This window comes from Paenibacillus motobuensis, from assembly GCF_039521865.1.
Taxonomy (GTDB): Bacteria; Bacillota; Bacilli; order Paenibacillales; family Paenibacillaceae; genus Fontibacillus; species Fontibacillus motobuensis.
In genome coordinates this window covers 42,194-63,975 of record NZ_BAAACX010000004.1, presented here as the reverse complement: position 1 = coordinate 63,975, position 21,782 = coordinate 42,194, and the positions used below count along the sequence as shown (strand labels likewise).

At 46.0% G+C, this 21,782-nt stretch carries 13 protein-coding genes; 6 read left to right on the top strand and 7 right to left on the bottom strand.

The window, feature by feature from the left end; all coding sequences use genetic code 11:
• Positions 1-41: 41 nt before the first annotated feature.
• The 4 genes from ABD014_RS01600 to ABD014_RS01585 form a co-directional block, all read right to left on the bottom strand.
• A complete protein-coding gene (locus tag ABD014_RS01600) occupies positions 42-2,507 on the bottom strand; it encodes a glycoside hydrolase family 94 protein (RefSeq protein ID WP_343856653.1) in 2,466 nt (821 codons plus the stop codon).
• A gap of 135 nt (positions 2,508-2,642) precedes the next feature.
• On the bottom strand, positions 2,643-3,692 hold the full coding sequence (locus ABD014_RS01595; protein ID WP_343856651.1) for a LacI family DNA-binding transcriptional regulator: 1,050 nt from the start codon (positions 3,690-3,692) through the stop codon (positions 2,643-2,645).
• A gap of 142 nt (positions 3,693-3,834) precedes the next feature.
• Positions 3,835-4,728, bottom strand: a complete 894-nt coding sequence (locus tag ABD014_RS01590; RefSeq protein WP_343856649.1) for a molecular chaperone DnaJ — start codon at positions 4,726-4,728, stop codon at positions 3,835-3,837.
• 186 nt (positions 4,729-4,914) lie between these two features.
• Entirely contained in the window at positions 4,915-5,832 is a 918-nt protein-coding gene (locus ABD014_RS01585) for a C40 family peptidase (RefSeq protein WP_343856647.1), read from the bottom strand.
• A gap of 195 nt (positions 5,833-6,027) precedes the next feature.
• Between ABD014_RS01585 and ABD014_RS01580 the strand changes: the two genes are divergently transcribed.
• Positions 6,028-7,029, top strand: a complete 1,002-nt coding sequence (locus tag ABD014_RS01580; protein WP_343857321.1) for an aldose 1-epimerase — start codon at positions 6,028-6,030, stop codon at positions 7,027-7,029.
• Between the two features lie 118 nt (positions 7,030-7,147).
• On the opposite strand, the gene ABD014_RS01575 is transcribed toward ABD014_RS01580, so the two are convergent.
• Positions 7,148-7,513: a LytTR family transcriptional regulator DNA-binding domain-containing protein gene (locus tag ABD014_RS01575; RefSeq protein ID WP_343856645.1), complete on the bottom strand. Its 366-nt coding sequence runs from the start codon at positions 7,511-7,513 to the stop codon at positions 7,148-7,150.
• A 270-nt stretch (positions 7,514-7,783) separates the two neighbouring features.
• Between ABD014_RS01575 and ABD014_RS01570 the strand changes: the two genes are divergently transcribed.
• Complete coding sequence (locus tag ABD014_RS01570; RefSeq protein ID WP_343856643.1) at positions 7,784-8,863, top strand: lactonase family protein; 1,080 nt, start codon at positions 7,784-7,786, stop codon at positions 8,861-8,863.
• Between the two features lie 93 nt (positions 8,864-8,956).
• Here the strand turns inward: ABD014_RS01570 and ABD014_RS01565 are convergent, their stop codons facing one another.
• Positions 8,957-10,030, bottom strand: coding sequence for a bifunctional 3-deoxy-7-phosphoheptulonate synthase/chorismate mutase (locus ABD014_RS01565; RefSeq protein ID WP_343856641.1), 1,074 nt, complete (start codon positions 10,028-10,030; stop codon positions 8,957-8,959).
• 545 nt (positions 10,031-10,575) lie between these two features.
• On the opposite strand from ABD014_RS01565, the gene ABD014_RS01560 reads away from it, so the two are divergent.
• Positions 10,576-11,643: an AI-2E family transporter gene (locus ABD014_RS01560; RefSeq protein WP_343856638.1), complete on the top strand. Its 1,068-nt coding sequence runs from the start codon at positions 10,576-10,578 to the stop codon at positions 11,641-11,643.
• Between the two features lie 66 nt (positions 11,644-11,709).
• On the opposite strand, the gene ABD014_RS01555 is transcribed toward ABD014_RS01560, so the two are convergent.
• Positions 11,710-12,219, bottom strand: coding sequence for a hypothetical protein (locus ABD014_RS01555; RefSeq protein WP_343856636.1), 510 nt, complete (start codon positions 12,217-12,219; stop codon positions 11,710-11,712).
• A gap of 195 nt (positions 12,220-12,414) precedes the next feature.
• On the opposite strand from ABD014_RS01555, the gene ABD014_RS01550 reads away from it, so the two are divergent.
• The 3 genes from ABD014_RS01550 to ABD014_RS01540 all read left to right on the top strand — a co-directional run bounded on the left by ABD014_RS01550 (position 12,415) and on the right by ABD014_RS01540 (position 21,567).
• Positions 12,415-13,446: an FUSC family protein gene (locus tag ABD014_RS01550; protein WP_343856634.1), complete on the top strand. Its 1,032-nt coding sequence runs from the start codon at positions 12,415-12,417 to the stop codon at positions 13,444-13,446.
• 242 nt (positions 13,447-13,688) lie between these two features.
• Positions 13,689-14,639: a hypothetical protein gene (locus ABD014_RS01545; RefSeq protein WP_343856632.1), complete on the top strand. Its 951-nt coding sequence runs from the start codon at positions 13,689-13,691 to the stop codon at positions 14,637-14,639.
• Positions 14,640-14,742: 103 nt separating this feature from the next.
• Entirely contained in the window at positions 14,743-21,567 is a 6,825-nt protein-coding gene (locus tag ABD014_RS01540; RefSeq protein WP_343856630.1) for a stalk domain-containing protein, read from the top strand.
• Positions 21,568-21,782 lie beyond the last annotated feature (215 nt).

Here is a 21,782-nt window from a genome sequence, read left to right as displayed (position 1 = left end):
CATTTCTGCAGGTTTCTCTACTCCGCCCAAGATTGACGAGGTTACAAATACAATTCATCGTTATGGCTACCCATCACAACACTGACCTTATGAACAGCACCATCTCCAGCAGGGGGGATAATATTTCCTTCGATAGACTGACCGTCTATAGAAATGCTCTTCACGCCTTTGGATACATGCTCAGGGTTAAGGATCTCAATCTCATAAGTGTCACCGCGGAACGCGCGAGTAATCTTGAAGCTGTCCCAGTCAGCAGGAATGCATGGGTCGATCTTCAAGCCAGTGAAGTCGGCCTGAATTCCGAGAATCGCTTGTGTAATCGCCACATAGTTCCAGGCAGCCGTACCTGTTAGCCAGGAGTTCTTCGCTTCACCATGGCGGACGGCATCTTTGCCAGCAATCATTTGCGAATAAACATAAGGCTCGGTCCGATGAATGTCGCTGATGTCCTCCAGATATGCCGGAGCGATCTTGGAATAGACCTCGAATGCCCGATCCCCATGACCCAGCACGGTCTCTGCGATCATAATCCATGGATTGTTATGGCAGAAAATACCGGCATTCTCCTTATATCCTGGAGGATAGCTCGAGATTTCTCCAAGATTGATATAGTATTTGGAATAAGGTGGCTGCTGCAATACGATACCATATTTCGTATCGAGTCGTTGTTCCACCGAACGTAGCGCCTTCTCCGCCTGGCCGCCTTCAACACCAATTCTGGCCATGACGCACATACCTTGCGGCTCGATGAAGATTTGTCCTTCCTCATTATCTTTGCTGCCGACTTTGTCGCCGTAGTGGTCATAGGCACGCAGGAACCAGTCGCCATCAAACCCATGTTCCAGCGTAAAAGCCCGCATCGTGTCGATATGCTTCACGGCTTCAGCCGCTTCTTCAGTCAGACCCCGACTGCGGCATAATTCCACAAAATCTGGGCCTACGAATACGAATAAGCCAGCGATAAAGACGGATTCCGCGACACGGCCTTCAATGTTGGCTGTTGTCTGGAATGATTCACCTGGTTCTTTGGAGAAGCAGTTCAGGTTAAGACAATCATTCCAGTCTGCGCGGCCAATGAGCGGCAATTGGTGCGGGCCAAGATTGTTCACGACATGATAGAAGGAGCGCTTCAAATGCTCGAACAACGTAGCCGTATTATCCGGATTGGAATCGAACGGCACTTGTTCATCGAGAATACTGAAATCGCCGGTCTCCTTAATATAAGCGGATGTTCCTGAGATCAACCAGAGCGGGTCGTCGTTAAATCCGCTGCCGATCTCATTGTTGCCTTTCTTGGTCAGCGGCTGGTACTGATGATAGGCGCTGCCATCTTCGAACTGGGTCGCGGCGATATCAAGAATCCGTTCTCTGGCTCTCTCCGGAATCTGATGCACGAAGCCCAGCAGATCCTGGTTGGAGTCGCGGAAGCCCATGCCGCGGCCGATCCCAGATTCAAAGTAAGATGCGGACCTTGACATATTGAAGGTCACCATACATTGATACGGGTTCCAAATGTTGACCATCCGGTTCAGCTTATCATCATGGCTCTCGATTTGGTACTTGCTGAGCAGCCCATCCCAGTATGCAGCCAGATTATCCATCGCCTGATCGACAGCGGCATTGGTGGAGAATTGGGCGATCATAGCCTCAGCTGGCTTCTTGTTAATAACGCTTGGGGCTTCCCATTTCTCATCTTCAGGAACCTCAACATAGCCAAGAATGAAGATCAGGCTCTGCTCTTCACCGGCAGCCAGGGTCAGCTTGATTTGATGGGAGCCGACCGGGGACCAGCCGCTTGCTATCGAGTTGTTCGATTTACCTGCTATAACCGCTTGTGGTTCATGAAGCCCATTGTACAGGCCGACAAACGATTCACGGTCCGTATCGAAGCCATCGATGCTGCGATTGACTGAGTAGAAAGCATAGTGGTCGCGGCGTTCGCGATATTCTGTCTTGTGGTAGATAACGGAATCCTTCACCTCAACTTCACCCGTACTGAAATTGCGCTGGAAGTTCGTCATATCATCCTGTGCATTCCAGAGACAGAATTCGGCAAAAGAGAAGAGGGAGACGGTCTTGCTTCTATCGCTAGTGTTGCTGACAGTCAAGCGATGAACCTCGCCGTTATATCCGAGCGGGACGAAAGCAAGCTGATTGACGGAGATGCCGCCGCGTTCACCCGTGATTGACGTATAGCCAAGACCGTGACGGCATTCGTAGAAATCTAGCTCCCGCTTGACCGGCATCCACCCGGGCGTCCAGAAGTCTTCATTGTCATGATCACGTAGATAGTAGTAACGTCCGCCAATATCGACAGGGACGTTATTATAGCGATAACGTGTAATTCTGCGCAGGCGGGCATCGCGATAGAATGTATAGCCTCCAGCCGTATTGGAGATAAGTCCGAAAAACTGCTCATTGCCCAAGTAATTAATCCATGGGTAAGGGGTTTGCGGCGTGTTGATTACGTATTCTTTGCGGGTATCGTCGAAATGTCCAAATTTCATAACAATGTCTCCCTTCAATTTATGAACGCGCGTTAATAACACACAAAAAATATCTTCCTCTTCATTTCAAGATGCCTATTGTCTTCAATAGGGAAGAGGAAGAAATCCGCATGAACAACGAACTAGCCCGTTTTATCAAACGATAAGCTTGCAGGAATCCCGAATGACGAGCCTGGTCGGAAAGCTTACATTGCTGAAGCTAGCTTCTTCGTTATTGCAGAGTCCGATGACCTTCTCCACGGCACTCTTAGCCATATCATCGATAGGCAGCCGGACTGAGGTCAGCTTAGGACTAATCGTGGAAGCGAGTTGCGTGTCGTCGAAGCCGATGATCGAGATGTCGTTCGGAATATGAATCCCATGTTTTGCGAACGCTTCCATTGCGGCGATGGCCATATCATCATTGGAACAGAACAGTGCGGTTGGCAGTTTGCCACGCTTGATGAGCTTTTCGGTTTCAACATAGGCAGTTTCCTTCAGAAATTCGCCTTCGAGAACGTAATCTTGCCGAAGTGTAAGGCCATGGTTGAGCAGTGTACTCTCAAACGCAGCATAGCGCTCCCGTCCCGAGAAGGTGCTCATTCTTCCTTTGAGGATTCCAATCTCTTGGTGTCCCAGGCTAATAAGGTACTCGATCGCTTCGGCAGTCCCCTCATAGTCCATCGAGTTAATAATTGCCAAATGGTTCTTGTTCAGCCGTTCAGCTATAACCTCTGAAACGTCATAGTCAATCAGAACAAGGGGGGCGTCTTGACTCACCAGTTCGCGCACAAGCTCGATATCCTTCTGGGTGCCTACCAGGATCCCGCCGTCAATACGCTTTTGCAAGAATGCCTGCTTGATCTTTTGGAAGTCCCCCGGGGAGTACACCGTATGAATGAGCACGTAGAAGCCGCGTGCGTTGGCGGTATCGACAACCAGATCGACGATCGGAGCAAAATAACTATTCTGATAAATGCGGGTTGCATTCTCCTTCTCGTTCATACTGATCGCAAACAGTCCAATGGTGTCCGTCCGTTTGCCAGCAAGCGCACGGGCGAAGCTGTTCGGCTCATACTGATACTGCTCAATCACTCTTAGTACCTTGGCTTTGGTTGTCTCTGGAACGTTGGGATAGTTGTTGATCACCCGTGATACAGTACTGCGGGAAACCCCAGCTAATTTGGCTATATCTTCGCTGCGCATTAGTGATCCCTACTTTCTATAAACGCGCGTTTATAACGTTATTTTAGTTGAAGAATGGCTGCAAATCAATCTCGTATTTTACCTTAGCATAAAAATATCCCGAAGTCGGAAATTTTTGTGACTTCGGGATGTTAGCAAGTAATTATTTTGTTGTGGCTTCCTGTAAATAACGCTCTATGAAATGAATCGCTTTATCATGATTTTCCGAGCCTCCTCGGAGACCTACGATCATCTGCTGCTTGCCGAGCGGAAGTTGGTCGGCGAGCTTGCTGTCTGTAATGTCAATCGCATACACATGGTCCTCGGTATCTTCCTCACCACGGCCGATAATTTTGTTGTTTTCATTTAATAACGGTTTTAGAATGCCGTTAGCCTCTTCATCCAGCTTTTCTAGAACACCGCTACCGCCGATCCAGTCATAGGAGGCCTGATCGAGAATATAGATATCTGGCTTCTCCGTAGCCAGAATGGCCATCGCTTTTTGCTGGTAAGCCAGATCTGCTCCCCCCATAGCTTGATCGGATGGAGGCAAGTAAGTCATTGTCAGCTTGAGACGCTTCCATTCCGGGAATTGTTCCAGCATCGCCTGTTCTAGGCCTGCATCACCGCCGTTATCCATATCACTCATAAAGTTGCCAAGATACATGATCGACAGGTCGATCGGAGGCAGCGCAGCCAGGCGCTTCTGCTCCTGACGATGATTGACAAAGGTGACAGTGGCAATTGTAAGAACAATGACAGCTATAATTCCAACGATAACATGGGTTCTGTAGATCCGGAAGAAATCTTCGACCTTCTCTGCAGTACCGGCAAATCTACCCCATTTCTGATACCGTTCGCGGCTCTTCTCTTCAATCTTCCGGCGGTCTTCTAAATCGGTAATCAGCTTATAAGCCTTCAATTTCATCTCGAAGTCTTGCTCATTAGATTTGGCGCGCGATTTCCTTAATTCGATATCAAAGACCCGCTCAACTTCTTCCCGCGAGGCATTTTCGGGGAGACCCAGCAATTCATAGGCTTTCTTCAAATCACTCATGTTTATCTCCTCTGATTATGAACTATGATTATGTAAATACGAGATTAACTCTATTAATTATTATACTGTGAATTGTGCCTGAATGGAAATGCTGGTCATAATTTATTCTGTCTCCATCAATAAAAGAGCCAGGGGTCTATGATCCATAAGGCCCCCGGCGTATGCAAAAAATGATGAAATTATGATCTAGGAAATCTTGCGCATCGACAGCAAATGATCTTTCCAGTATCCACTATCGACGGAGCTGATCTGCACACCGGGATCTCCCCAAGTATGAATCATCTCGCCGCCCCCGATATATATGCCCACATGTCCGACGATTTTATCATTCTCGAATCGCCCAGGTACGCTGAAGAAGATAAGATCGCCCTTCTGCAATTCGTTGCGAGTGACTGATGTACCGAGCTGAGCTTGGTCTCTGGCTAGCCTTGGCAATGATTCTCCAAATTGTTTGAATACGTGCTGGGTGAAGGAGGAGCAGTCGAATTTCTTCGATTGTTCATAGGGCTTCGCCCCAAATTCGTAAGGAACCCCTATAAATTTCTTGGCATAAGCAACGAGTTCATCTCTGTTTCCGTCGACGCTAAAAATATTGAAACGGTTTATTCTCTCTGGCTCTCCCGTACCTGTTGAACGAGGAACCGGAGCGACGCTGCTTAAAGGTCCGAGCCTGACGTGACGACCATCTCGCCCATCGGTCTGCACCTTTGTACCAAGCAGCTTGGATAGTGAGTTTGCTGTAACGTAAATATTCCCATTCTGGCGTATAGGCGCATCAGGGAGGATGATCTTTTTGCCGTAAGAGAGGGCCTTGGAGTGATCTGGCATCAATTCGTACATGGCATCCGTATAGCCAAGCTTGACTTTTCCATCCTTCTCTTTGATTCGCAGGCCAAGATCCTTGGCAACGGATTGCAGTGGAATCCAATTGATTCCGTTCGTATCCTTGACCAGATCGGCCCGAATCAGATGTTCATCGGCAGCTTGGTTCGGAACAGAGGAGACCTTAGGTCCCGCAGGCTGTCTAGAGCAGCCTATACAGGCAGCAAGCAGAAGCAATGCCGCAGCACAGAGAAGAGCTTTTTGACTAGCAGGTCTGATCATTAGCTGTGTAACACTCCGTTTCTGAAAGTATTTTTTGTAACAGACCGTCATTTGAGCAAGGTAATATTTCTGTCATTTGAAGTATGTAATTATTAGTGACTTTTATGCGCATTGAGGGTGACTTTTATGGCCCGATTCTGTATAATCCTTACCAAGTTAGACAAGTTGGCAGGGAAGGGAGATTTCGTATAAATGATGAATAATCAAGCCTATAAAGGGGAATTTCATGGAGAGCCTGCAGTATGGCTTAGATATGGCAACTATGAAGCGGCTTTATTACCGGAAATCGGCGGCAACTTAATTGCATTTCGAGATTTAGAAAACGGTTACCGTTTCTTGCGCGAGCCTGAGGAGGCGGAGATGGAGGAGTTCAAGAGCAATCCGGGTGTTCACGGAATTCCGGTGCTTTATCCACCGAATCGCTATGAGGATGGCAAGTTTCCTTGGAAAGGGAAGGTACACCAGCTTCCAATCAATGAGCCGGCAACAGGCAATCATCTGCATGGATATTTACATACCAGCGCTTGGGAAGTTGTGGACCTGGGTCAGACCTCCGAGGAGAGCTATGTTGTTGTTAAGGTGACGATCGATGAACATCATATGATGTATCAATATTTGCCGTTTAAATTTACGGTGAAACTGAGATATTCTTTGAGCGGGGAAGGGCTGTCGCAGCAGTTGTTCGTGAAGAATGATGGGGAGATGGAGATGCCTTGTCTGTTCGCTTTCCATACTGCCGTAAACGCGCCATTTGCGCCGGACAGCACCGAGGAAGATTGCCATTTGAAGCTGACGATTGGAGAGCGCTGGGAACTGAATGAACGTCAATTGCCAACCGGCAAATATCAGGCACTCTCAGAAGGCGAGCTGAAGATGAAGAGCAGCGGCGTATCGCCTTATTTTATGCCCATGGATAACCATTACACGGCTGTGCCGCAAAACGGAAGGAACCGGATGGAACTTACCGATACGAAGCTGGGTGCTACGCTGGTATATGATGTAGGCGCCTCCTATAAGCAATGGATGATCTGGAATAATGGAGCCTCAGGCAAGTTCTTCTGTCCTGAGCCACAGATTAATCTGGTAAACGCTCCGAATATGGATCTTCCTGCTGATGAAGTCGGCTTGTTCAGTCTCGCCCCAGGCGAGATTTGGGAAGAGACAGCAAGAATCTATTTGAAGGCTACTGCCCAATAAGTACTTTATCATTGGAAATATTAGCGGCAAAATAACAAACAGCCGGAGCGTCATTGCGACGCCTTCCGGCTGTTTGTTATTTTGCGCTTTGCTTCTCGGTGCCTTAGAACAAGAGTCACTATCCAACCCGATGGATCGGGTCGATTTGGGCGTCTCTGTTGTGAGGAAGCAAGCGCCGGATTTGTTCCAAATTTCTACGTGGAACAGTGATGGTCTTAATTCCATGGATTTCATCCCGGAATAAGAGCATGTTGTCCCGAATTTCAGAAATTTTGAACAGGTTCACATAGCAGTTCGTACTAATCCGATAAAACGAAGTATCCGAGATCATTGTTGAGGTTTGCTCGGCAGAGAGTCTCTTTTTTATACTGTAATTTCTGCCATGAAAACAAACTAGGCCATGACCTCCAATTTTGAAGAAATACGTGTCATGTGGATCAAGATCCTCATAAACATCCCGTTCCTCTAGTCCGACAGTCATCATTCTAAAACCCCCTTCAGAAGATGTTGTGGAAGCGCTTACAGTATATCATATTTTATGAATTTTGAACAGGGGATTTTTTGCTTTTATAGGATTTTAGCTTTATTTTTTGGGGTTTCATCCTAATGAAGTTGCATCGATATGAGCATTGAAAGTGGACTTTTTGAGCGATCTTGGAGCAAACCGGGGATAGGGCTGGACTTTTTGATAAAAGTGAGAAAAAATAAGAAGACGTATGTAATGACGTTATTGTTTGAAGAAGGAGTGTATCTTATGTCAGAGAAATTGATGTTATTCGTCGGTTCTTATGCCGAGTCAACCGATCCTGGAATATATATGTATGAGCTGGATTTGGCCACTGGGGAGATGAAATGTCTGGACAGTGCGTCTGGGTTGAAGAATCCAACCTTTGTAACTGTGGACAAGCAAGGGAAGAAGCTCTATGCGATTGCGGAGACGAAGAATGAGAATGAAGAGAGAATTGGGGAAGTGGTCTCTTACTCCATTGATCCAATGTTGGGCAAGCTGACAGAACTTAATCGTGGGTTTACGATCCAGCCTTCCAGTTCTCATATTCAGATCGATCATAGCAGCAGCTATTTGGCTGTATCAGGCTATCATGGTGGTAATGTAGGCTTGGTCAAAATAGCGGCGGATGGCACAGTAGGCAGATTGTCCGATGTACAGCAGCATACAGGTCATGGAGCAGATCCAGAACGGCAGGATCGCCCACATCCGCATTCCGTTCAATTCAGCCCGAATAACCGCTTTGCCCTGGTTGCTGACCTGGGACTTGATCGAATTAAAGTATATGAGCTAGATCAAGCGCAAGACAAGCTGGTGTACCGAAGTGAAGCCGTGATGCAGCCGGCTAGTGGTCCGCGTCATATGGCGTTCCATCCGAATGGGAAGTGGCTTTATTCTATTAATGAGGTAGGGTCCTCTCTCACGGCGTTTAACTTTGATGCGGAGAGCGGAAGCTTAACTGAACTGGAGACATTATCGACATTGCCAGCCGATTTCGAAGGAGAGAACACGACGGCTGAAGTAGCAATTTCACAGGATGGCCGCTTCTTGTATGGTTCTAACCGCGGTCATGACAGCATCGTTCAATTTGCTATTGATGCGGAGACCGGGAAATTAACGCTGGTTGAATTCGTCTCTTCAGAGGGAGGACATCCACGTCACTTTGCTATTACGCCGGACGGTGAGCATTTGCTTGCCGCTAATCGTGATTCTAACAATTTGGTTCTGTTCAGAATCGATCGTAGCAGCGGCAAGCTCTCGTTCACCGGGCATACGGCTGAAGTATCCAAGCCAGTCTGCGTAAAACCGTCCGCTTTTGATCACTAGTTTCATCCAACTAAAGCGTTTTGAAAAAACGCACATCGGAAGCATAAGCTTCGGTGCTGAAAATCGGACTTTTTGTACACGTATCTCGGACGCTTATTTTGTGTATAAGCCAGATTGCTGGATTCCTTCCCATAACTGCTGGAATTGTGGAATGTCAAGCTGCTGAGCGGCATCGGACAGAGCGGTCTGCGGATCGGGGTGTACCTCGACCATGATACCGTCTGCACCGGCCGCCAGTGCTGCTTTGGCGCATGGAAGCAGAATATCCTTGCGTCCTGTGGAGTGAGTCACATCGACGAGCACCGGTAGGTGAGTCTCTTGCTTAAGCAGCGGAACAGCGGAAATGTCCAGGGTGTTGCGAGTCCATTTCTCGTAAGTACGGATACCGCGTTCAATCAGCATAACCTGGGTGTTGCCCTTAACAGCAATATATTCGGCTGCATGTACGAATTCTTCCAGCGTGGCCGCGAGACCTCTCTTGAGCAGAACCGGGATTTTAGCTTCGCCAGCTGCCTTCAGCAGTTCGAAGTTTTGCATATTGCGAGCACCGATCTGAATCACGTCGATGTATTGTTCAGCGAGCTCGATGTGTCCAGGATGAACAATTTCGCTGATTGTCGCCAGACCGAACTCATCGGCAACCTCTTTCAGCATCTTCAGGCCTTCAACGCCTAAGCCTTGGAAGTCGTAAGGGGAAGTTCTTGGTTTAAACGCGCCGCCCCGCATCACTTTGATGCCAGTTTCTTTTAATGCTGCAGCAACAGTACGCAATTGCTCGTAAGATTCTACGGAGCAAGGACCGGCGATCATCACCTGTGCTGAGCCGCCGATCAGATTGCCTTTAACATCGATAATGGTGTTCTCGGGCTTTTTCTTACGGCTGACAAGCAATTGCCGCTTGTGGTCTTCCTCTTGTAAATTCAGAGAAGCTTTGAATATTTCCTTGAAAATATGCTTGATCGAAGCATCTCTAAAAGGTCCAGGGTTAAGAGCAGTTAGTTCGTCCAGCATTTTTCTTTCGCGTACCGGATCGAATTTAGGCACGCCTTGCTTCTCCTTGATCTCCCCAATGGCTTGAACGACTTCGGCACGTTCGTTAAGCAATCTCAGCAGTTCCTTGTTGACAGTATCTAGTTTGGTACGCAATTCCTCTAAATTAGCGTTCATTTTCAACACTCCTCATTTTCTTATTTTTAAAATTTGGTTCTTTACTTGGAGTACTCTGATGAATTATTGAAACACTTCTCTAAACAAAAAAAGGTAGTCCATCAAGGGACGGATTTCTCCGCGGTACCACCCTTGTTAGACAACCTTCTTGTTTCTCAGCTCTAGACACAGATAACGGTGTGCGACCGGAATTCCCTACCTGCCATTGCGGCGCTCAGGAACCAACTCCGGAGTGAACTTCAGCAGCGCGGCTCCCGCGGGGTGCTCTCAATCTTCGGCACCGCCGTCCCTGTCAGGACGCATCCACTTACTTATCTCCATCATTGTCATGGTTAACAGTATTTTCAAAAGTTATTTACGAAATTATATGCTTGAGATTATAAAATGGCAAGTATCCACGGAGACGCGTTATAACGTTAGCGCACTAATGTAAAGTATTAACAATATGTAAAATTACAGCTTGGTTCTTGCTTTGTAGCAGGCGCTGGCTTAAGATAAATCTATATTTTGCTTTAGTCCATTGATGAAGGAGCAGGTCGCTTATAATGACATTCTTTAAAGAGTTGTTTCAAATGCCTGGATTCCGCAGGGTACTGGCACTGCTGGTCGCCATCTTCGTGCTCTACGTATCCCGCAGTATGCTTAACATGATTCTAATTACATTTATTCTCACCTATTTGATTAATCGCCTGCATCGGTTCATAACGAGACATGTGGACAAATTGTTTAAGATTAATCGGAAAATTACCGTATTATTAATATACGTGCTCATGGTAGGCGGGCTGGCAACTTCGATCTATTATTACTTGCCTGTCTTTGTTGAGGAGCTTACCGATCTTGTCAATCAGGTGCTCTCTTTTTACAGTAACCCTCCAACTAATCTACCGGACAATATTATTCTTAATTTCCTGGTGGAATCGATCCAGGACATCGACATTACGAAGTATCTCGGTCAGGGCTTTGATTTCCTGCTCAAGACCGCTACGGATATCGGCCAATGGAGCTTGAATTTGTTCATCGCGATCATCTTAAGCTTGTTCTTCCTGCTTGAAAAAGAAAAGGTGACGAATTTTACGTCCAAATTCAAAGAGAGTCGCTTGTCTGGACTTTTCGTGGAATTGGAGTATTTCGGGAAGAAGTTTGTTCATTCCTTCGGTAAAGTTATTGAAGTGCAATTTCTGATTGCGTTAGTTAACTCACTGATTTCTACAATATTTCTATGGATTTTCGGTTTCCCGAATTTGTTCGCCCTCGGCATTATGATCTTCTTGCTCGGTCTTATTCCGGTTTTGGGGGTTATTATTTCTTTGATTCCGCTATGTGCGATTGCTTTCAAAATTGGCGGACTGGTCAAGATCATATATGTACTGATCATGATTGCTATCGTACATGCGGCGGAGACTTATGTATTGAATCCGAAGTTTATGTCCAATAAGACACATTTACCGATTTTCTACACATTTTTAATTCTGCTTGTATCCGAACACTTCTTTGGAGTCTGGGGACTCATCGTTGGTGTACCGGTCTTCATGTTCTTGCTGGATGTGTTAGAGGTTCCTGTAGAGGATATTTCGCCGAAGAGGCTCAGAAGCAAAGTTGCCAAGACAGAATAAATTAGAAATGAAATGCAGCATTATAAAAGGAGTGCCGATGAGAAGATCGACACTCCTTTTTTTTGCTTAAGCCTGTGGCGGGATCCAGTTAATTTTGTTATTCTGAAAATCTGTAGTTGGCTGGCTGCGAGGCTTATCTTTCCAAGTACGGTTTACGGCCTTCTTCAATCGTTCTGGAAGACCGGCTTTCAGTTTATCCGCTTTAGCCTGATCTATCTTGCCCTGTGCAAGGGCCTGATCAATATGAAGCGTCGCGGACTCCGTCAGTCTCTTGATGAATTCCTGTTCATTCCAGCCTTTATTCGCCTGGGCAATTTGGAGTAGTGTCTTGCCCTGCTTTAATTGTTGGACAAGGCTTTTGGGCTCTATACCAAGCAGTTTGGCGGAGTCGCCAAGAATATGTCCGCCATGGCAGCCGTGGCGATGGCCATGCTTGCCGTGATCCTGCGAGTTCTGCGTCGTACTCGGTTCGGCAGTGCCTTCCGCGGATGCGGCGGATGCCGGAGGTACAGAAGCGCTGAATAACAGCAGCATGCTTGTCAGTCCGCTTAACACTAAGGTAAGCAGTTGTTTCATAGACTTTTCTCATCCCTTCGTATAGAATATTTTGGGCCTTACTATTGTTCAGTCTTGACAAAAAATCTGATTGATATCTGAAGGAAAGCTTAATATCAACTAAAAAATTGCCGCAAACTAAATAACAACGATGAAATTTGTCGAATTAAACGTTTATGATGAAAGCGGATATTGCAATCGTTGGGAGGAATGTAAATGACATTTGGCGCAAGAATGCTAAAAACAGGACTCGCAGTCACGCTCGCGCTTTACGCCGTAATGTGGCTGAATTTATCCCCGCCTTTGATGGCTGGGATCGCGGCTATTTTTGCGATGCAGCCGTCGATTTATCGCTCCTGGCGCTATCTAATCGATCAACTGCAGACGAACGTGCTCGGCGCAGTATTAGCGATGCTGGGTGGGATGCTGTTCTCCAATGAACCGATTGCGGTTGGGCTCGTATGCATTATCGTGATCATGATCTGTCTCAAGCTGAAAATGGGTGAGACCATCGGTGTCACCTTGGTAACAGTAATATCCGTGATGGAGGCCTCGGGACAATGGGTGTTTGCACTTAATCGTCTGTCGCTCAGCTTGATCGGTATCTTATCGGCTTTTATTATCAATATCATTATTATTCCGCCGAAGCCTCAGGTCCAATATGAAGGGCTGATTAGGAAGGCATTCGAGCAGCTCTCTCTACTGCTTCGAACAGCGGTCTCGGATGAGATCAAGGAGACAGTGATTCATCAGGAGAAGCGCTCCCTGGAGGATGCGATCAACTCGCTGAGCGAGAAATATAAGCTGATGGAAGAAGACCAGAAGAGGCTGCGAAAGCCCAAGTTCAGTGAGAGTCGACAAATGGTAATCTACAAGCAAATGCTGAGGACACTCCATAAAGGTTATGAAGTGCTGGACGCGATTGAGCAGCATTACTTCCAGGCTGTTCGCTCTGCCGAGTTGAACAAGGCGTTCGATGCACACCTGGAACAGATGATTAAATTCCATGAGCATATCATGCTGAAATTTGACAACAAATTAAAGCCTAATACGTGGGAAGCGAAGGAATTCGCTGAGAATAATGATCGATTCCTATCAGAAATGCTAGAGAGATACGCGGAGCGAATTGACGGGGCATTGCGGTTATCGATTGTATCAGCCGAAATTTACGAATATGGTTACCAGTTGGAGAGGCTGAACCGTCTTGCCGATCATTCGGGTTCCCCTGAGGTTCAGGGAGAAGAGTAGCCAACTTATTTCAGTTTTACCCTCTAGTTATTCGCATAATTGCGAACTAGGGGGTATTTTTTTAGTCAAATATGTTTTTCTTCAGTCAAAATAAGCAATTACATTAGAGGATCACCAAATCTATAATATCCAATCAATATGGTCAACGAATTTAATATCATAGGCTTTCTTATGTTTACACTTGAGCTAGTTGGATATTTAATCTTGCACAAAGAAGTTGAATGTTGGAAAGGTGGGGTGATATGGGTTTTATAAGACGAAAACCAACCGGGATTATTTGGTTTACCGCTGTATTTCTAATAGTTCTTGCAATCTTGATAGTGATTTTAACGAACAAAAAAGATGTATTGCCTGAAAATTGGTTGTTTACGGTGGATGGATACGCCGTGACAGATGAAGAATTCCAATTTTATATCAACGAGCAGAGGGCTGTAACCGTAGATTATTTCTACAGAACCTATGGTGCCGAAGTAGACGAAGGCTTCTGGGGACGTCAATACGGCGAAAATAACGAAACGCCATATGAGCACGCCAAAAAAGCTGCAATGACCGCGTTGATAAGGACCAAAGAGGAGCAAATTATAGCTGACGAACGGAATATTGCCCAGTACAAGAGTTTCGATGAGCTGAAGTCTGACATGGAAGACGAAAACATGAAGCGGGCCGGCATGGAAGACACAGGGGAGACATACTATGGTTTGCCCGAATTCGATCTATACCAATACATGCAATATTTAAGCAGCGCCCGCTGGCCGGATTTGGTCGATACCCAGGTCAAAAAGACAAAAATGAGCGATGCTGAGTTGCAAGATGAATATGCTTCAAAGAGCGGAGAATATGTTCGTACAGCGGATGAATTAACGGTCATGTTTGCAATAAATGGACAGGCCATGGAGCAGAAAACATTAAATCGGTTGGATATATCCAAAGAGGATATTGAATCTCTTCGTTTCTGGGAGTCATTGGCGGCGGTTTCTGTAGGTGAGACGGTAATCGGTAAATATATGGGCGAGGATGCCATTGCTACTTTGCTCACAAAGCCGGAAATAACCAAGCTTGCACCAGAAGAAGTGAAAGACTCCATAATTTACGGACGGGCAGAATCTGACTTGCGAACGCTAATTGCAACAAGAGCTGATAAGGCGAAGATCGTGTATAACGGCAATCATTTCAGAGAATTAGTTATGAAATAGAATCCTTATGTCCTTTCTTTATATAATTCTGTGTCTATTATTTTGTAATCATAGATGCGGATTGATTATATAAATATTAAATTTAAGAAAGGGAGATTGCCAAATGAGACGATCAAAATGGAGGCAAAAGGCACTATCAATAGTTACTGCAGTAACTTTGACATTCTCTGGTCTGCTCGGCTTGGTGCCTACCTCTGGAGTTTCAGCTGCAGAAGGATCAGTAGAATCATTTGACTCTGTTGTACTAGAACTGACACAAGGGACAGATCATGCAGGTAGAGTAAACCTTACTTATAAAGGTGCACCATTAAGCAATCTTGTCAAAGGACCGGTAATTGATGAGTTTAGTTATGACTCAAGCAATTCGACCTTGCTAACTGTTGATGATAACGGAAACGTGACATTAGCTAGCGGTTATACATTCGCGGCGCCGGGTGATCCGGGCATTCCTGTAACGATAACAGCCACAACGAGTTATTACCATGACTCAGATGTGTTGTTCATGGAGGACTTCGAGAACAACAATGGTCCGCTGTCGTCAACGAGCAAGCTAGGATCGTCATTTGCATTATCCGATACTCAGTCTCGTTCCGGTTTGAAAGCGATTACACCTGCGAGTACAACCAATACTGAAAATGTAAACCAAGACGTGGCTTTGCCTGCCGGAAGCAATTATAAAATGACGGCATGGTATTACGACCCTTATCCGGATGAGGAAAAAACAGCGACTGCCAGAACCCAATTTGGAATTCTGGATGGCAAAAATGCCGCCTATGCCGGGACATTCTATCAAAGTTCACAGGCTGACGTTATTCATAACCCGACGAAATATACTTGGGCCTATGCACCATCAACAGCCGGATCAGCAGCGAAACGTTGGAAAGACAGCGGAGTCGAACGCTCCACAGGCTGGCATAAATTTGAGTGGCTTATTACACCGAATGGTGCGACCTTGGAAATTGACGGTAATATAATATCCGAATCAGCACAGTATGATATTTACAAAGCGATGAAGAGCGGTACAACCATTCAACCTAAAATAGCTGGAGGGTGGAATAACCAATCAGGTAACAATTCTTATATTAATAACAAGCATCTTATTGACGATTTTTACGTTGTCAAAGACGTTGCTACAGTTACAGGTACAAGGACGCTCACATTGAATTTAATACCACCAGGTGGATTGTCAGATTTGGAAATTATCTCTCAGCCAACAGCGGCAAAAGTGAATCAAGGCGAGACGGCAACCTTTAGCGTTACCGTAACAGCTGCTGCAGCATCATACCAATGGTATGTGTCTAATGACGAGACAGGTTTGAATGGGACGGAAGTTGTGGGAGGCGATAATGCGGTATTAACGCTGCCAAATGTTAACTCAACTGTACAGCAAGGTAAGTTTTATTATTGCCAAGTATCTTCGTCTGAGGGAGTTGTGGTGAAGTCCCACGCTGCACCGTTGTTGATTAACACAAATACACAGGTGAATGCACCAATTAACCCGGCGCTAGACCCGGACACAGGTATTTATACAGGCGGATCCAATTACGGTGATACCCTTGTAACACTGTTCAAAGACGGTGGACCCGTTGGATATTATTTATCTAAAAATGGGGGGCCCGATCAGCTTAACAATCATGAAAGGCATCATGTTCTACCCTATGCAAGGGCAATGGGGGCGGGCAACTACACCGTTACAGCCATTGTTATAAATGCGGAAGGAAATATCAGTGAAGAAGTTGAAGCATCCGGAACATTGACGATCGAGAACTTATCTGTACCGGTAAATGTTAAGTGGAACGGTACCTATGCTATCTGGGATAGCGTCGCTAACGCGTCTGCGTATTCGGTTCAGCTCGTCAGCAACGGAGTGCCTAATGGAAGCCCTATTGCCGCGACAGGAAATGATGTGGCTCTATCTCCGAGCTTAAATGATACGTTTAAAGTTAAGGCGATTGGCAGCGCAACTACACGCTTCCTGGATTCTGTTGAATCAGAGGAGAGTGCAGCCTATTCAGCCAATATTGCGCTAGTACGTCAGAATGAAACTTTGCGGGCAGGAGAGAGTGCGCGGCTAATCGTTGATACGGCCGATGTCTTCGTTGCTGATAACATCAGCTTCAGTCCGGCAGATCAAGACAAAGATAAAATTGAAGTGGATGATGCCGGATTCGTTACGGTTAAGAAAGGCTATGTTCCGAAAGAGAACGAAGAGGTCACCGTTAATGTCAGCGTTGATTATTTCCATAAGGCTGACATGATGTTTTACGATGGATTTGAAGGGGATAAGAAATTTACAACTGGTGCGAATGGGTACGTTCAAAGCGGCTTGATGTCCCGCACCGGAGCAAAGGCAGCGACAACGAGTGGTACTGGCGACGTGGCTACTGTCCCAGGTACCTATAATTATGCCCCTTCTGAAGGGAAGACAACGGTCGTTACTGCCTGGTACTACGATGATGGAGGAGTGGCCTCCGGTGATCACGCAGTATTTGGCTTCACTCCGTCGGCCAATGAGCATATCGTAATTAATTATGGCAATGCGGATGGCAATTGGACGGAGAACATGACCTATTATTCCGTCAGGTTCGGATCAGGCGGAAGATTCTATCCCGTAGACGCCAAGCGTAGTAAAGGCTGGCATAAATTCCAGTGGTTCATCACATGGGCGGGAACAACCTATAAAATTGATGGAAAAGTAATTCAAAGACAAACAGTAGAAGGTGGCCCATTCGATACAGGTGTAGCGAGCAGTATAAAAAATATAAATGCTTTGCAGCTTGCTACGAATTGGGGCAATAAAGCCGGAACGATCAAGGATATGCAGAACAAGCATTTTATTGATGACGTATATGTTATGGATAGTGATGTGACAGCCCGGACGACAACCGCATCGGTTACATTAAAGCTCTTGCCTAAAGTATACACTCACTCAGAGAACAGCACCTATGTTATTGGTCTGGATGACTATAAAGTTGCTGTAAACCCTGATCTAGCAGATCTAGCGGGTGTAAAAATTGGAGATGTGACCCTTGAGCGAGCAGTGGATTATACGGTCAATGGCAATGTGTTGACGATTAAAAAGGATGCGTTTGCAAGAAACAACATTGTGCCAGGAAAATATATCATTAGACTTGACTTGAACCCTGCTGAAATCACATTCGAGTTGAGCATTACACCTCGTGAAGTTCGTGATTTTTATTTCTCCAATAACGGTGATGATCATGCCGATGGACGAACACCGGAGACAGCATGGAGATCAATCTCGAAAATAAATGAATATGTGTTTTTACCGGGTTCTACTATTTATTTGGATGCAAACAGTATATGGAATGAACAAATCAGGCTGCGCGGCAACGGTGAAGAAGGGAATCCGATTACGCTTACTAAATATAATACGACCGATCCTAACCAACGGCCGATTATTAATGGTGGAGGAACAGCATCAAGCCCATCAGGAATTTCCGTTAACGGAGCCATTGAGTTGTATGACGTTAATTATTGGGTGGTCAGCGGTATTGAAGTAACGAACATCGGGAATACAGCAGGTGACGGCCGTTCCGGTATCGCTGTAATGTCGCGCATTTCCAAGTTGGGACAAGGCCAGTTTAATATTCAGGATTATGCGGATGCCCGTATGAAAGGAATCGTCATTCGCGATAACTATGTTCATGATGTGAATGGGCTGCACCAGGCAAACGGAGCAAGCAAGGTATCCGGCGGCATTATTATTAATGGTTATGTGGATGTATTGGTTGAAGGCAACAAGACCCTTCGCTGCGATAACGAAGGGATTCGCAACAATGCCTACGGGCCAAGCAGTCCAGGGAATAATAACACAGGCATCACCTGGAGCAACTCAAGCTATCCTTGGGCATCTAACGCTGTGTTTAGAAATAACTGGGTTTCTAGTTCGGTTGGAGATGGTATTGTCATGTCCGGCGGGAACAACTCCCTGGTGGAACGGAATGTGGTCACAGACTGCGGATATAGCTATTTGAGCGATAAGAGCGGTAATCTGGTATCGAACTGGGGACCCAATAATACGTCACCAACATATCTGGGTTCGCAGAACTATGCCGCAGCGTGGATTATGGCAAGTAAAGGCACGATCTTCCGCTATAACGAATCTGTAGATAATCCTTATCATGCAAGTAATGATGGTATGGCTTGGGATATTGATAATTACTGCCAAGATAATGTCTATGAATACAACTATAGCCGAAATAACTACGGCGGCTGGTATTTGCAGATGAATGCTGCCAAGGGCAACGTTATTCGTTATAATGTCAGCGTGAACGACGGACGCAGCCCGGATTTTAACAAAAGCTACAACAGTCTTCTATTACTTGCGGGGGGTTCTTCTACTAGCGAAGAGTCAAGCGGATTATTCTATAACAATGTCATCGTGTCCCCCTTGAAAAATAGCAGCTCGCTAGTATTTGATCCAACCGCCACGAATTTGCATATTTATTTCCAAAATAATATTTTTGCCTATACGGGGGCTAACAGCAATATCGGCCTGAAAGGCGGAGGAACCTCTGCTCCATTTATTGCCGGACGGTTTACGAACAACATAGTTTATCCAGCAAATCTGTTTGGCAGCCTGAATGCAGGTGGGGGCGGGTATCTTGGCGCAGGTGTAACAGCAGCGGACAATCGCTATGTCACGGAGGAGGAACTGAATTCAATATTAAATGATTATAAGTCAGCGCCGCAGCATTGGGTTGCCAACAGCGGAACCGCTGCCGCAACGCTTGATTACAGCGCAATGAGCGGCTTCCGTCTTGCTGATGGTAATAACCTGGCCTATGGTGCGGGTGTCGAAGTGGTAAGCCCCTTTGTTGATCGTGTGAATGCTCTGCCTCATATGACTGAGAGAACAGACTTCTTCGGCAATCCACTAGTTGGCAGGAGCCTATCGATCGGTGTACACAACCCTTATGCCGTAGCTTTTGATTCGGGCGGAGGCAGTGAAGTGGCGATGATGTTCGCTGACAGGGGCGGTACCATTACCGAGCCGATAGCCCCGACAAAAGGTGACGCCGTGTTCGGCGGCTGGTACCGGGATGCAGAGTTAAACAACGCGTGGGATTTCGCTACTGATCTTGTAACAAGCGATACCGTATTATATGCAAAATGGATTGAAGATGAACAAGGTACCGCGCCAACGATTTTGACGGATTTACTTGAGAATGGCCATGTTGGACAAACCTATTCAGCAGCTCTGATCGCAGCAGGTGATACGCCAATCAAATGGGCGGTTACAGATGGTGAATTGCCAACGGGCTTGAGCTTGGACGAGGAGACAGGTATTATTTCTGGCACACCAGAACAGAGGGGACAATTTACATTCAAAGTTCAAGCAAACAATGATGCAGGCAGCGACTCAAAGACATTAAGCATAGTAATCACTCAAGATGTACCCGAGAGCACTGCCCCAGAGATTATTACCAAGAATCTGCCAAGTGGTAAAGTTGGCCAAGTATATACGGTCACACTGGCGGTGTATGGTAGTGATCCGATTACTTGGGAGGTCCGTGAAGGAGACTTGCCAGTAGGTTTGAATCTAGATGAAGCAACGGGCATGATCGCGGGTACGCCTCAAGAGGCGGGAAATTACGAATTCACTGTTGCAGCTACGAATGATTATGATAGCGATGAGCAATTACTAGGTATAGAGATTACAGAGGATGCCCCAGTCGGTATAGCGCCAACGATTACAACCATAACTTTGAAAACCGGCAAAGTAAATCAGAGCTATCAAGCGGCGCTTACAGCAAATGGAGATGCTCCAGTTACTTGGACGGTGGACGATGGTTATTTACCATTTGGGCTGAAATTAGCAGAAACAACGGGTGTTATTTGGGGTACTCCAACTCAAGCGGGAACTTACAAATTCACTGTAATGGCCTCCAATAAGATCGGTATAGATATGAGAGAGTTGACTATCGTTATTGCGGGCAATGGCAACGGTGGAAATAATGGCAATGAAAACAATAACGGCAATAACAACAATAACAGTAATCAAGGAAATGGTGGAAATTCAGGGGACAGCCGCAACACGACACCGGCCGTGGATCGTATTGATAACGCCATCAAAGAGCAGTTGAAGCAAGGGAATTCCCTTCTACTCACAATGTCACCTGAAACGGATGAGCTTGAACTTCACAGCGGTACGATTGATTCCATTATAAAAGCTGATAAACCGTTAATCGTTTTGAATGGCACCGTTTCAATTGAATTGTCTTCTGATTTATTGAAGCAACTGAATACAGGCAAGAGGATGAGGATTGCCATTAAGGCAGTAGACGAGGGAAATGGTAGCCTGGGACGGGGATACGATATAAAAATCTTTGTCGATGACCAGGTAATAACGGATTATACAGGGATTATTCCAGTAACCTTCGATCTGTCCCAGGAGCAACTGCAATCTAGCGATATTAGCAAGCTTTGCGGCATCATGCTTCTCGCAGACGGTCACAAGGAACGTTTAGGTGGCAACTATGATCGTAAGTCTGGTAAATTCACCTTCACAGCAAAAGGGTTAGGTTATGCCTTCGTCACAACCAAGTCTGAACCTGTTGAATTGAAACTTACCCTTGGTAAGACAGACTATACATTGAACGGAATCCAATCGAGTATGAACGTTGCACCGATGGTAGTTAAAGGCAGAACTATGGTGCCGCTGCGTCTTATTGCTGAGAGCTTAGGCGCTGATGTAAGCTGGGATAACATCACAAAAACCGTAACGATTACCTTAGATGATCAGATCCTGTCCATGAAGATCGGAGAACTTGAGCTGGAAATGGACGCAGCAGCCGTGCTTGTTAAGGGACGCACCATGCTCCCACTACGTTTCATTGCCGAGTATTTTGGCGCAGATGTAATCTTCGATAATACTACAAAAACGATTAGTATCATAAAGTAGTATTCGTATAACTTACATCACTAACTAGGAATGAAGCCCCCTAATATACCCTGTAGTCAAGTGGTATGTCAGGGGGCTTCTTGTTTTGAAATGGTAAGAAGAGTCGAACAAACTAAAAAAAGTCCTGCTATTTGCTTGAACCGGTAACGGTAATGCAAATGGACAGGGCTCCTATCTAAAAAAGAACATAAGATTGAATTTGCGACATATCAGTG

Excerpts from the sequence above, each read along its gene's own strand:
- ABD014_RS01570 (WP_343856643.1), top strand. The coding sequence starts at position 7,784 with ATGTCAGAGAAATTGATGTTATTCGTCGGTTCTTATGCCGAGTCAACC.
- ABD014_RS01595 (WP_343856651.1), bottom strand. The coding sequence starts at position 3,692 with ATGCGCAGCGAAGATATAGCCAAATTAGCTGGGGTTTCCCGCAGTACT.
- ABD014_RS01560 (WP_343856638.1), top strand. The coding sequence starts at position 10,576 with ATGACATTCTTTAAAGAGTTGTTTCAAATGCCTGGATTCCGCAGGGTA.
- ABD014_RS01585 (WP_343856647.1), bottom strand. The coding sequence starts at position 5,832 with ATGATCAGACCTGCTAGTCAAAAAGCTCTTCTCTGTGCTGCGGCATTG.
- ABD014_RS01555 (WP_343856636.1), bottom strand. The coding sequence starts at position 12,219 with ATGAAACAACTGCTTACCTTAGTGTTAAGCGGACTGACAAGCATGCTG.
- ABD014_RS01545 (WP_343856632.1), top strand. The coding sequence starts at position 13,689 with ATGGGTTTTATAAGACGAAAACCAACCGGGATTATTTGGTTTACCGCT.
- ABD014_RS01575 (WP_343856645.1), bottom strand. The coding sequence starts at position 7,513 with ATGATGACTGTCGGACTAGAGGAACGGGATGTTTATGAGGATCTTGAT.
- ABD014_RS01565 (WP_343856641.1), bottom strand. The coding sequence starts at position 10,030 with ATGAACGCTAATTTAGAGGAATTGCGTACCAAACTAGATACTGTCAAC.
- ABD014_RS01580 (WP_343857321.1), top strand. The coding sequence starts at position 6,028 with ATGAATAATCAAGCCTATAAAGGGGAATTTCATGGAGAGCCTGCAGTA.
- ABD014_RS01550 (WP_343856634.1), top strand. The coding sequence starts at position 12,415 with ATGACATTTGGCGCAAGAATGCTAAAAACAGGACTCGCAGTCACGCTC.
- ABD014_RS01590 (WP_343856649.1), bottom strand. The coding sequence starts at position 4,728 with ATGAGTGATTTGAAGAAAGCCTATGAATTGCTGGGTCTCCCCGAAAAT.
- ABD014_RS01540 (WP_343856630.1), top strand. The coding sequence starts at position 14,743 with ATGAGACGATCAAAATGGAGGCAAAAGGCACTATCAATAGTTACTGCA.
- ABD014_RS01600 (WP_343856653.1), bottom strand. The coding sequence starts at position 2,507 with ATGAAATTTGGACATTTCGACGATACCCGCAAAGAATACGTAATCAAC.